This is a genomic window from Candidatus Auribacterota bacterium, assembly GCA_026392035.1.
Lineage (GTDB): Bacteria > Auribacterota > Tritonobacteria > UBA1439 > UBA1439 > JAPLCX01.
In genome coordinates this window covers 1-12,012 of the sequence record JAPLCX010000056.1, presented here as the reverse complement: position 1 = coordinate 12,012, position 12,012 = coordinate 1, and the positions used below count along the sequence as shown (strand labels likewise).

Sequence of the window (12,012 nt, the reverse complement as noted above, 5' to 3'; positions counted from 1 at the left end):
AGGAAACGGGCTCGGGATGGAGCAGCAGGCAAGTCACGAGTGCTGGCGTGAACGGAGCAAGCAGTTGAACCCGCGCATGCGCGAGGGAGGGACCAGATCATGTCTATTGACTCCGCGCCTTTGATGGGTGACCCATTACAGCCCCACTGATATTTGGATTGCCATCGGCTCATAAAATCATTATCCTGATTTTTGAGGTGTGGAGGCCAGCGCGATTCGTGCGCCCGTTTGTGTGGTCAGCGCGTGCACCCCGCTGCAAATGTCAGGTGATCAGATGAAAAAAGAGCGTCCCGCACCATTGAGGTTTCCTGAGATCAGGGTCGTGGAGGCCTCTGCGGGCTCGGGAAAAACCTACGCATTGGCGCAGCGATACCTCCAGCTCCTGCTCAGAAGGGAATCCAGGCCTGAGGAGATGCGCGGCATCCTCGCTATCACGTTCACCAATGCGGCCGCGCGCGAAATGAAGGAGCGGATCCTCGAATTTCTCAAGAAGATAGCCCTGGATGTATTCAAAGACCGGGAAGAAAAGGAGGCTATTTTGTCCTCGCTCCCCGTGCGTGGGGATAGTGGCCGGCGGAAGGCGCGCGCCCTCCTCGATTACCTCGTCAGAAACTACAACTATTTCCAGGTACAGACAATAGACAGCTTTATCAACCTGCTCCTTTCGGGCTGCGCCTCGGAACTCCAGCTCTCGGCCGGCTTCGGCATACAAAAGGACACTACCGACTGTCTTGCCTACAGCTTGGACGAATGTATCGAAGCCGCCCACCGCGACCTTCGCATGAAGAAGCTCTTTGAGTGCTTCCTGCGTCAGTATATATACGTCGAGGATAAGGGCGGCTGGTTCCCCAGGAGAGACGTGCTCGGGGTTGTCGCGTCGCTCTACGCCTGCAGTAATATCTACGGGGTCGATTTCGAAAAATCCGGCCTGACCTCAGAAAACATGCTGAGCCGGAAGAAGGCCCTCAAGGACCTTATCGCTGAGCTTCGAGACAAATGTCCGGAGGGCACTCACAAAGGGTTCCGCAACTCCCTGGAAAAAACCCTTGTCCAGAACCCGCGGGGGCTTGACGTGGGGACGCTGGGTAGATACTTCGTCAGGGACGCGTTTCCGGTGAATAAGGGGTGTGCGGCGCCTGGTGCGACCCATGAGTTGTGGCGGAGCATACGCGAGGGGATCATAGGCCTCGCGAGTGATGAGGCCCGCGCGGTATTCGACTGCTATATCGACATCTTCCAGGCGGTCCTCGTCCGATTCCGGAGACTGGCGCGCAGGGATGATCTCGTGTTTCTCGGAGAGCTGAACCGCCTCGCCGCGGAGCTTTTCGGAGACGAGCTGGTAGGTGTGTCCGAAATCTACTTCCGGCTCGCCTGCCAGTTCAGCCACTTCCTGATCGACGAATTCCAGGATACCAGCACCCTCCAATGGAACAATATCCAGGAGATGGTCCGAGAGGCGCTTTCACGAGGCGGCTCACTTTTCTACGTGGGGGACAAGAAACAGGCCATCTACCGGTTCAGGGGAGGAGAGATAGAGCTTTTTGACAGGGCGCCCGAATTGTTCGACAATGCTCCAACCTACCGGGACTACCTGAGGAAAAATTTCCGCAGCGGGAAGGCGATCGCAGGATTCAACAATGAGGTCTTCTCGGTGGAGAACCTGGGGCGCTTTCTGAATGTACTACAGCCCGAAGAGATCACCGACAGGAGGCGCCTCACTGATGGAGACATGCACGACATTCTGTGCATATTCAGCAGTTCGCGGCAGGAATGGCGTGCCGACGCACCCGATGGGTACGTGAAGGCGGAGCTCGTCGAATGTGCGGACAGGGAGGAGGCCGAGCGGAGGGTCAGGCAGCGGCTGCTCCAGCTTGTGAAGAAGCTGAAGCAGCGGTTCGCCCCCGGGGATATCGCCGTGCTCACCCGTGAAAATGACGACGTGGAGCTCGTCACCGGCTGGCTGATCGCCGATAACATACCGGCGGCCTCGGACAAGACGCTGAGCATACGGAACAACCCGCACATCAAGGAACTCGTCTCGTTCCTCCGGTTTCTCAACACTCCCATCGATGACCTCTCCTTCGCTTCGTTCGTGCTCGGAGAGATGTTCACCGGTGCCGCAGGGGTCCCCGAGGGGGAGGTGCAGGATTTCCTGTTCTCCGCGAGGGTGCGGCGCGCCTCCGGGCCGGCCCCGTACCTCTATCGCGATTTCCGCGCGCGCTACCCGGCCGCTTGGGAGGATCAGATCGAGGAGTTCTTCAGGAATGTCGGGTTCGTCCCGCTCTACGAGCTTGTCGTGGCGATCATCGGTACGTTCAAGGCGCTGGAGCGCTTCTCCAGATCCCGCGCCTTTTTCATGCGCTTCCTTCAATTGATCAAGGAGCAGGAGGAAGAGCACCCCGGCATCGCCGATTTTTTGGACTACTTCGAACGCAGCGCCGGCGACGACCTCTTTGTAACCTCGTTGCCCGCGCGCGCCGTCAGGGTAATGACCATTCACAAAGCGAAGGGGCTCCAGTTCCCCACGGTGATCGTACCCTTCCTGGAGTTCTCCCCGGGCGGGGCGTCGTCCGGCAGGGGGTCGGCGCCGTTCACGGTGAGGCGGGAGGGTGCGCGATTACGCCTCGTGAGGCTGGACCGGAAATACACCTCCTTCTCGGACGAAGTGAGGGAGGCGTACCGTGAGGAGTACAGGAAATCGATCATCGACAATCTGAATGTCGTCTACGTCGCGTGCACACGGGCCATGGAGGAACTGTACCTTTTTATCCCCTGCGGCGAAGGGGGGGCGGGTAACGCGGCGCGTCACCTCATCCCCCCGGCGTGCATGGAGAAGGGGACTCCGCATCGGCCGGTCGGCGCACGGAAGGACAAAGAGCCCCGGCCAAGGGAGCTCGAGCCGGGCGAGTACGCGGACTGGATAAATTTTCTCAGAGAGGAGCATGTGGACCCGCTGCTCATTGTGCGGAGGGCGGACGTCCTCAGGGGAGAGGTGCTCCACTTCATCCTTTCACGTATCGGCAATCTCCACGGCAGGGATGCAGAGGAGGTCCTCGCGCGGGCAGTGGGAGAAGCATCCCTCCGATATCCGTCCGCCACGGTGCGTGCGGAGGCGGCATCGACCATCAGGACAATTCTCAACAACCGGTCGACGCGCCCTTTCTTCCAGGTTGAACGCGGGGAGGTGTACACAGAGAAGGAGATAGCCTATGCTGAGGGGAGGACGAGCAGGATCGATCGACTTGTCGTGACAGGGGATGAGGCATGGGTCATCGATTTTAAAAGCTCGGAAGGAGACCGGGCCGCGCACCGGGAGCAGGTGGACGGGTACGTGCGGATGGTGCGGGACGCATATCAGCGTCTGAGGGTCAGGGGCTTCCTGATGTTCATGGACGAGGTGAGGGTTGAAGAGCTCTGAGGGGAGGGTGGTCACGTGCGGTCTCGGTGACGATTTCATCGCCGCCGTGTCTGACTTTCTGATGGACAGGTTCCGCGCCGGGGCGAACGGCTTCAGCAGGGTTGCCGTAGTGTTCGGCGGCAGACGGCCGGCGCTGTTCCTGAATCGGGAGCTCGCGCACCGGATGAGGAGGAGCTTCAGCCCCCCCAGGTACTTCTCCATGGACGAATTCATCCAGTACGCTGCAACCCGTGATGAGCCGGCCCGGTGTATCCCGCCGATGGACGCGTACTATCTGATCTACAGGCTGGTCAAGAAGGACGCCCCCTCCATCACGCGGGGGAGAGAGGAGTTCTCCCAGTTCCTGCCTTGGTCGAGGGAAATTGCCTCATTCATCGAGCTGCTCGACCTCGAGGACGTGAGCGCCGCGGCGCTCAGGAATGTCCAGGCCATCGCGGCAATCGGGTACGATGTTCCCGAGAGCGCCAATGAGCTGCTCCTGAGGATCGCAGCGCTGCGGGAAGAGTACCACAGCGCCCTCCGGGGGAAGGAGGCATATTCACGGGGGTTGATGTATTTGCTCGCCTCACGCCGCGTGAAGGAGATGGACTTCCCTGAATTCGACAAAGTCATTTTCTGTAATCTGTTCCGCCTGCGCGCGACCGAGGCGACGGTCGTGAAAAATCTCTACGAGAGGGACCTGGCGGTGCCCTTCTTCCAGGGCGATGAGGGGGAGTGGCCGGCGCTCAAAAGATGCGCCGGCGTGTTCGGGTGCGACATACGCCAGGGCTCGCGCCCCGCGCCTCCGGAGCGCCTCCGTTTATGGGCCGGTTTTGACACACAGTCCCAGGCGGCGATTGTGAGAACGATACTGAAGGAGACGAAGGACCACCGGCACACCGTGGTCGTTCTCCCTGATCCGGGGAGCCTCATCCCGTTACTCTCTGAGATCGCGCCATGCGCGGGCGAGTTCAACGTGTCGATGGGATACCCTCTCACGAGGAGCGCCGTGCACAGCCTCTTTGAGTCCATCGTCAGCGCACAGGTCACAAGGAAGGGAACGGCGTATTACGCGAAGGACTACCTCAGGGTGATCACCCACCCGCTGCTGAAGAACATGAAGGTGGTCCTTGAACCGGCAGTCACCAGGGTGCTGGTACACAAGGTGGAAGAACTGCTCTCCGGGGCTCATGAATCTCCGATCAGCGGGAGCCTTTTCGTCACCCTGGAGGACGTGATGAAGTGCGCAACACTCTATCACGCGACCGCGGCGACGCTCGGCCAGATGGAGATAGAGCTCGATCCGGGGGAGCTCCCCGGTGTCCTCCGGGAGCTCCACGACGTCGCCTTTGGGATATGGGAAGGCATCGGCAGCGTCGGGGATCTCTCCCATGCGCTGGAACGGTTCGTGGACACGCTGGTGAACAAGAGCCATCTCGAACGGTACTTCGTGAACCTGAAGGTTGCGGAGCGGATCCTGGCGTTGGCGGATGAGCTGCGGAACGCGACATTCAGTGCGGAGCCGTTCACTCAGGGAGAAGTGTTCAGAATATTTACGCGCATGATGGAGCAGGAGATTGTCTCCTTCTCCGGCTCGCCGCTGAAGGGGCTCCAGGTACTGGGGCTCCTGGAGACCCGTTCACTGAATTTTAGAAATGTCATCATCATGGATGTCAACGAGACGGTGCTCCCGCGACTCCATGCCTGCGAGCCGCTCATTCCGCGCCAGGTGATGGTGAGCCTCGGCCTCAACCGGATGGAGGAAGAAGAAGAAATCCAGCGCTATCACTTCATGCGCCTCCTCGCGCACGCAGAAGAGGTGCACCTCATCTACGACGACCGCCGCGACAAGGAGCGGAGTCGCTTCATTGAGGAGCTGGTGTGGGAAAGGCAGAAAACAACGGGGAAACTCCAGGCGGCGCCCGTGATACGCGCCGGTTTCAGGGCAGAGGTGGTGCAGAAGCGCGGGCAGGCGGCAAAGGATGGAAAGGTGGCGGAGTTTCTGGAGCGATTTATTTACTCACCCACGAGCCTTGACGCCTACCTCGCGTGCCCCTTGAGCTTTTACTTCGCGTACGTGCTGGGGCTTGGAGAGAGGGATGACCTCCTCGATGAACCGAAGGGGGCCGATGTGGGCACGTTTATCCACAATCTCCTCCGGGATTGCTTCGCACCGTTCCTTGGGAAGAGGCCGCAGATCGACTCCCGCTTCCGCGAGGAATTCTTCAGGGAGATGGAGCGGCGGTTTGCCGATTCGCTCGCCAGGAGGATGAGGTCAGACTCCTTCATGCTCGAGTACGTCATGAGGTTCAGGCTGGGGCAGTTCCTGGACGAGGAGGCGAAGCGCGGTGTCAGCGAACTGCTGCTGCTTGAAGAGAGGCTTACGGCAGAGATCCCGGCTGGGAAACGACGGATCAGGCTTGCCTGCCGGGTGGACAGGATTGACAGGATGGACGACGGCAGCCTCCTCATCATTGACTACAAGACAGGGGCAAACGACCTGCAGCCCCGGGGGAGAGCCATTTTGGAATTGGATGAGCTGTCGCGGGAGACGATCAGGGATACCGTCCGTTCCTTCCAGCTGCCGCTCTACTACCGGCTCGTGCGGGACCGCTACGCCGATGCGCAGGTCCGCGCTGCCCTGTATAACCTGCGGACTAACAGACCGATCGAGTTTCCGGCGGAGAGGGAGGCGGAGTCGTGCGGCGACATCATGAGAAAGTGCATGGAGGCGCTCACCTTCATCATCGGAGAAATCCTGAGTCCGGACGTGCCGTTCAGGGCGGATGAGGAGAATAAGCGCCGGTGCGCCCAGTGCCCCTTCTTCTACCTGTGCAGGTAATCTTGACATCGCATTTTGCGATATCAAGTTGGCAACCTCTTCTCGCGTGAGCGGAAACATAAAGTCACCGGGGAAGCGATCGCGATTTCGCTTCACTGCCTCATTGAAACGGAATGTCTGCACACCATAACGCCTGGCTAGGTCGGCATCCAGTACTACCTTCTCTCCCCTGATGAGGAAGATTATTTGTTCAATTCACTTAAATCCATATAATGATATGTATATTTGTATTGCTATGTCCTATAACATCTGATAACCTTGTATCATGAAATGGGATAGCTTCGAATGGGATGAAGATAAAAACAAACAGAATCAGCTAAAACACGGCCTCCCATTCGAGATAGCCCAGTATGCCTTTGCCGATCCCAAACGTGTTATCGCGGAAGACATCAGCCATAGTGGAAGAGAAAAGAGATAGTATTGTTTTGGCAGGGTAGCTGATGAGATTGTCACAGTTCGTTTTACACATCGAGGCGGCGTGATACGTATATTGGGGGCAGGATACTGGCGGAAAGGAAGGAAGATATATGAAGAAGAAAATCAGATACATCAGTGAGCCAATCGGCGAATATCGCGTGGTAAAAGATTTTCTGCCCTCACCCGAGAATCTTGTTTTCAAAGAGCAGAAGGTCAAAGTCACTATCGCCCTCAGCAAGGCCAGCGTAGATTTCTTTAAAAAAGAATCTAAAAAGCACCATACGCAATATCAAACAATGATAAGGCGGCTTCTGGATTGTTATACGGCAGCGCATCAGAATCGGCTAGCGAGCCAATCAAGCTGACTCGGCTTTTAAGGCTTATATCATTTCCCAATGCCTGCAAAGAGGAGTAAAATCAAAGTCCGCCGCTACAGGTAAAGGCATTATATAGAATCGCCGGGCAGGTTATAAAAGTAAGGCAAAAATCAGTTGACGGGGCGAAAATCGAGTTTAAAGAGTTAGACCCCGGATGCCTAGCTGTGAAGTTAAATAAATATGGAGAGTTAAGCAATGGCACGCAAGCCGAAAAAGAGCGGCAATAATGGAGCCACGTTGGGCTTTGAGGAGAAGCTCTGGCAGGCCGCGGATAAGCTGCGCAGCAATATGGATGCTGCCGAGTATAAGCACGTGGTCCTCGGGCTCATATTCCTCAAATACATCTCAGACGCCTTCGCGGAACATCACGCGAAGCTGGAGGTTGAGCGCGCCCATGGAGCTGACCCGGAAGATCCTGACGAATACCGCGCAAAAAACATATTCTGGGTACCAAAGGAGGCGCGCTGGTTGCATCTCAAGGCCGATGCCAAACAACCGACCATTGGTCAGGTTGTGGACGACGCAATGGCTTCCATCGAGAGGGATAATCCATCTCTCAATGGTGTACTGCCCAAGGATTTTGCTCGTCCGGGCCTTGACAAACAGCGCCTCGGGCAGCTCATTGACCTTGTCAGCAACATTGGCCTGGGGGACAAGGAGAGCCGCTCAAAGGATATCCTCGGCCGTGTCTATGAGTATTTTCTCTCACAGTTCGCGAGCGCCGAGGGCAAGAAGGGCGGTCAGTTCTATACGCCACGCTGCATTGTCCGTCTGCTGGTTGAAATGCTCGCGCCCTACAAAGGCCGTGTTTACGACCCATGCTGCGGCTCCGGCGGTATGTTCGTGAGCAGTGAGAAGTTTATCGAAGAGCACGGGGGCCGCATCGGACAAATCAGCGTCTACGGGCAGGAGTCCAACTACACCACCTGGCGGTTGGCCAAGATGAACCTTGCCATCCGCGGCATTGACGCCCAGATCGGCCACGGAGACAGCTTCCATAACGACCGCTTCCCGGACCTGCGCGCCGACTATTTGCTGGCCAACCCGCCTTTCAACGATAGCGACTGGCGCGGAGAACTATTGCGAGAAGACAAGCGCTGGAAATACGGCATCCCTCCCGCCGGCAACGCCAATTATGCATGGGTACAACATTTTATTCATCATCTTGCGCCGACTGGCACAGCTGGCTTTGTGCTTGCCAATGGCTCAATGTCGTCCAATCAATCAGGCGAAGGCGAGATCCGCAAGGCAATCATTGAGGCTGATCTGGTGGACTGCATGGTCGCCATGCCGGGACAGTTGTTTTACTCCACGCAGATCCCGGTTTGTCTGTGGTTTACCACCCGTGATAAAAAGAACAGCAGTTTCCGCAACCGGCGCGGCGAGACGTTGTTCATCGACGCCAGGAAACTGGGCACTATGATCGATCGTGTCCACCGCGAGCTGACTGATGATGATATCCACCATATCGCCGACACCTACCACGCCTGGCGCGGCAATTCCTCTAAAGTCTCCTCCCCCTTGACGGGGGAGGGACAGGGTGGGGGTGAATATAAAGATATGCCCGGCTTCTGCAAAAGCGCAAAGCTGGATGAGATTAAAAAACATGGCTATGTGCTGACGCCAGGGCGCTATGTAGGCGCGGCGGAGGCAGAAGAAGATAGCGACCCCCCCAGTGGTTCTCACTGGTTTGGAATCAAGAATTCTTAATGAAATAGTTGAGCGCGTCGGCATGGGTATCAAGCGAATGAGAGAAGCCCTCTCAGAATCGGGTTTGAAAGAGCCCACTTTTGATGCCGACGGCTATTTCCGCACCGTGTTTTATAGACCGGGGGGTGTAGGTATGGGAACTCTTGGGGCGGGAGGTTCCTGGGAAAGTACCCAGAAAGGTTCACAGAAAACTTCCCAGAAAATAATATCGCTTATAGCCGCCAAACCGGAGATCACCATTGATGAAATGGCTGATAAACTTGATATAAGTCCGCGCGCCGTCAAAAAACATTTGCACAACCTGAAGGGCACGGGTTTGCTTAAGAGAATTGGCCCTGACAAAGGCGGCTATTGGAAAGCGGTACAGTGAGAATCAATTTGCCTTTTGGGAGATCCGGACTTTCCAGCTCCCTATTGCGTCTTGGCCTCATCATAGATTGGGCAATTATGCAAGAGCCTCTTGCACAGATCAGATTACGGTGTTCGTAAAGCCCGAGAAGAAAGTGCGGACAGCGTCCACACAATTGGTAGCGGTATCCATAGATAGCAGGTCAAGAGGGTCGGAGCTGGGCGGTGAGACCAGGGTTAATCTGAAGGAGTTGGAGTATGGCCTTTAATATCTCACACTTTGGCATCTCGCAGGACGAGCTACCCTCTGGGTGGAGCACGGATCGCCTCGATTCCCTTGCACTGTTCAATCCAGAGCAGATTAATTCTGGCTATCCACATTCGCAAATTGCATACCTCGACATCTCAAACGTCGGGCAAGGTGTGGTTGGTGAGGCAAGTTCGCTTCCACTGTCGAGCGCTCCCAGCAGAGCGAAGCGAATCGTGCGGGCACACGATAGCATCCTTTCCACCGTACGACCCGGCAATCGGGCGTACGCCTTCCTGCGTGAAGCGCCAGAAAATCTTGTCGTTTCGACAGGCTTTGCTGTTCTGAGAGCTAGGCCCCAAAAGGCCGACCCACGATTTGTCTACTATCTGGCCACAAGCAATCCAATCATCAATTACTTGACCTCGATTGCAGAGGAGAAGACGGCTTATCCATCAGTAAACCCGGATGACATTGCCGAGTGTATTGTCCCGATCCCCCCTCTCTCTGAACAACGCTCCATCGCCCATATCCTTGGCACGCTGGACGACAAGATCGAGCTGAACCGGCAGATGAACGAGACGTTGGAGGCAGTGGCGCGGGCACTCTTCAAGTCATGGTTCGTGGCCTTTGACCCCGTCCGCGCCAAAGCCGCAGGCCGCGACCCCGGCCTACCCAAGCACATCGCCGACCTCTTCCCGGACTCCTTCGAGGACTCGGAGATGGGGGAGATTCCGAAGGGGTGGGAGATCAAGAAGCTTGGGCAGTTACTGGAACTTGCTTATGGAAAGGCATTGAAGACAGATAGCCGCCAACAAGGCACCGTCCCCGTCTACGGCTCAAACGGGCAGGTCGGTTGGCATAACGAGAAGCTCGTGAATGGCCCAGGTATTGTCGTTGGGCGGAAAGGCAACCCCGGAATCGTTACTTGGTCACCTACTGATTTTTCCCCGATCGACACAACCTTTTACGTTGTGCCCAAGAATGACTGCAGCAGCCTCCACTTTATCTTTTACGCATTGCAAACCCAAGATCTTGCCTCGCTCGGAGCTGATTCTGCTGTACCGGGGCTAAATCGTAATCTCGCGTATATGAGCGCGCAGGTTGTACCGCCCCCCCCAATCTTAGAGAAGTTCGATCAACATGTCCGCGGGTATTTTGAGCTCATTCATCAAAACCATGAAGAATCCAGCACCCTCGCCGACCTGCGTGATGCGCTGCTGCCCAAGCTCATCTCAGGCGAGATTCGTATCTCACGAATCAGCAAGAGGTTCAGCCATGGATAAATCTAAATATTCTCGTGGTTCCGAGTGGAGAAAATGGGATCTCGAAGTTCATACCCCTTTTTCCGCCTTGAATAATGGCTTTGGCAATGATTTCAATGCCTATGCGAAGACGCTGCTTGAGCGGGCGGTTGAGAAGAAGATATCAGCTATTGGAATTACGGATTATTTTTCAATCGAAGGATACAAGCACCTCAAAACCCTCCTCAGTGATAAAAGGCGTCTTGAGACGCTTGTTGGGACTGACGTGGCCGAAAAAGCACAAGCAATACTGTTACTGCCAAATATTGAATTTCGGACATCGGTAATTATCACGCGACCTAACGGTTCGGATAGCCGGGTTAACTTCCACGTTATTTTCTCTGATGAGATTGATCCATTTATAATCGAAGAACACTTTCTTCGTGAGCTTAAATTCACGGCAGAGTCCAATCCGGACAGCCAGGATGAGCGATGGTCGTTGACCCTTGCGAACCTAGAAGAGCTCGGTCGGAGGCTGAAAAAACAGCACAAGACTTTCCAAGGGAAGAGTGATCTCTATATTGGAATGATGAATGCTGTTGTTGCACATGAGAATGTAACGGAAGCTCTGAACAGACAAGCTTCTCGTTTCAAGGACAGGTTCTTGATGGCTGTACCGGCGGATGAGGACCTTTCCGAATGCAATTGGAACGGGCAAGCCCATCTCACACGGAAACTTTACATCCAAAAGTCGCACATGCTCTTCTCTGGAAATCCGGGTACAAGAGAGTTCGGTCTTGGTAAAAGGCACTCGTCAGTTCAGGATTTCATCATTGAGTTTCAGTCTCAAAAACCATCTATTCACAGATCGGATTCCCATGCTTATGAATCGCTTTTTGAGCCAGCAGAAGGACGATATACATGGATCAAAGCAGATCCGACATTCCAAGGGTTATGCCAAATCCTGAATGAGCCTGCAGACAGAGTTTTTATTGGAATGATTCCAGCCAGTATCGAGAGAGTCGCGTCTCATGCTACAAGGGTTGTTGATGAGCTGCGGATTTCCAAAATTCAAGGTTCCTGTCTTCCAGAGAAATGGTTTAATTGCTCTCTAAATCTGAATCCAGAACTTGTGGCAATCATTGGGAATAAGGGTAGCGGTAAGAGTGCGCTGGCTGACATTCTGGGGCTTCTAGGGAATACCCACCGATACAGCTCATTCAGTTTCCTAAAAGACGATCGATTCCGCGACCCAAAGAACAACAAAGCTAAGCATTTTGAGGCATTACTTAAACCCGAAATCGGCGAGTAAGGTTGCAAAAAACATTTTAGCAACCGAAAACAAGCCTCCATCCTTGTAGCAGATGTGATGGAAAGGATCTGTAGTCCGAAAAGGCACGCAGATGGCGTATATACACAGACTGCTCCCT

General features: G+C 55.3%; 7 protein-coding genes and 2 pseudogenes. 8 read left to right on the top strand and 1 reads right to left on the bottom strand.

What is annotated here, in order from left to right; all coding sequences use genetic code 11:
• Window positions 1–274 precede the first annotated feature (274 nt).
• Window positions 275–3,418: a UvrD-helicase domain-containing protein gene (locus NTX71_05265; GenBank protein MCX6339311.1), complete on the top strand. Its 3,144-nt coding sequence runs from the start codon at window positions 275–277 to the stop codon at window positions 3,416–3,418.
• The gene (locus tag NTX71_05260; protein ID MCX6339310.1) at window positions 3,405–6,239 is read left to right on the top strand and encodes a PD-(D/E)XK nuclease family protein; all 2,835 of its coding nucleotides are present in this window, start codon (window positions 3,405–3,407) and stop codon (window positions 6,237–6,239) included. Before NTX71_05265 ends, NTX71_05260 begins: the two co-directional genes overlap by 14 nt.
• Before the next feature lie 15 nt (window positions 6,240–6,254).
• Here the strand turns inward: NTX71_05260 and NTX71_05255 are convergent.
• Window positions 6,255–6,434: pseudogene (locus NTX71_05255) on the bottom strand (ORF6N domain-containing protein).
• Window positions 6,435–6,504: 70 nt separating this feature from the next.
• On the opposite strand from NTX71_05255, the pseudogene NTX71_05250 reads away from it, so the two are divergent.
• The 6 genes and pseudogenes from NTX71_05250 (at window position 6,505) to NTX71_05225 (ending at window position 11,894) form a co-directional block, all read left to right on the top strand.
• Window positions 6,505–6,795: pseudogene (locus NTX71_05250) on the top strand (BrnT family toxin).
• On the top strand, window positions 6,767–7,021 hold the full coding sequence (locus tag NTX71_05245; GenBank protein MCX6339309.1) for a BrnA antitoxin family protein: 255 nt from the start codon (window positions 6,767–6,769) through the stop codon (window positions 7,019–7,021). Before NTX71_05250 ends, NTX71_05245 begins: the two are co-directional and overlap by 29 nt.
• 207 nt (window positions 7,022–7,228) lie before the next feature.
• A complete protein-coding gene (locus NTX71_05240) occupies window positions 7,229–8,743 on the top strand; it encodes a class I SAM-dependent DNA methyltransferase (protein MCX6339308.1) in 1,515 nt (504 codons plus the stop codon).
• Window positions 8,744–8,780: 37 nt separating this feature from the next.
• Window positions 8,781–9,113, top strand: a complete 333-nt coding sequence (locus NTX71_05235; GenBank protein ID MCX6339307.1) for an HTH domain-containing protein — start codon at window positions 8,781–8,783, stop codon at window positions 9,111–9,113.
• 236 nt (window positions 9,114–9,349) lie between these two features.
• On the top strand, window positions 9,350–10,624 hold the full coding sequence (locus NTX71_05230) for a restriction endonuclease subunit S (protein MCX6339306.1): 1,275 nt from the start codon (window positions 9,350–9,352) through the stop codon (window positions 10,622–10,624).
• Complete coding sequence (locus tag NTX71_05225) at window positions 10,617–11,894, top strand: hypothetical protein (protein MCX6339305.1); 1,278 nt, start codon at window positions 10,617–10,619, stop codon at window positions 11,892–11,894. The genes NTX71_05230 and NTX71_05225 overlap by 8 nt, the downstream gene beginning before the upstream one ends.
• Window positions 11,895–12,012: the final 118 nt, after the last annotated feature.

Excerpts from the sequence above, each read along its gene's own strand:
- NTX71_05265 (MCX6339311.1), top strand. The coding sequence starts at position 275 with ATGAAAAAAGAGCGTCCCGCACCATTGAGGTTTCCTGAGATCAGGGTC.
- NTX71_05245 (MCX6339309.1), top strand. The coding sequence starts at position 6,767 with ATGAAGAAGAAAATCAGATACATCAGTGAGCCAATCGGCGAATATCGC.
- NTX71_05240 (MCX6339308.1), top strand. The coding sequence starts at position 7,229 with ATGGCACGCAAGCCGAAAAAGAGCGGCAATAATGGAGCCACGTTGGGC.
- NTX71_05235 (MCX6339307.1), top strand. The coding sequence starts at position 8,781 with ATGAGAGAAGCCCTCTCAGAATCGGGTTTGAAAGAGCCCACTTTTGAT.
- NTX71_05230 (MCX6339306.1), top strand. The coding sequence starts at position 9,350 with ATGGCCTTTAATATCTCACACTTTGGCATCTCGCAGGACGAGCTACCC.
- NTX71_05225 (MCX6339305.1), top strand. The coding sequence starts at position 10,617 with ATGGATAAATCTAAATATTCTCGTGGTTCCGAGTGGAGAAAATGGGAT.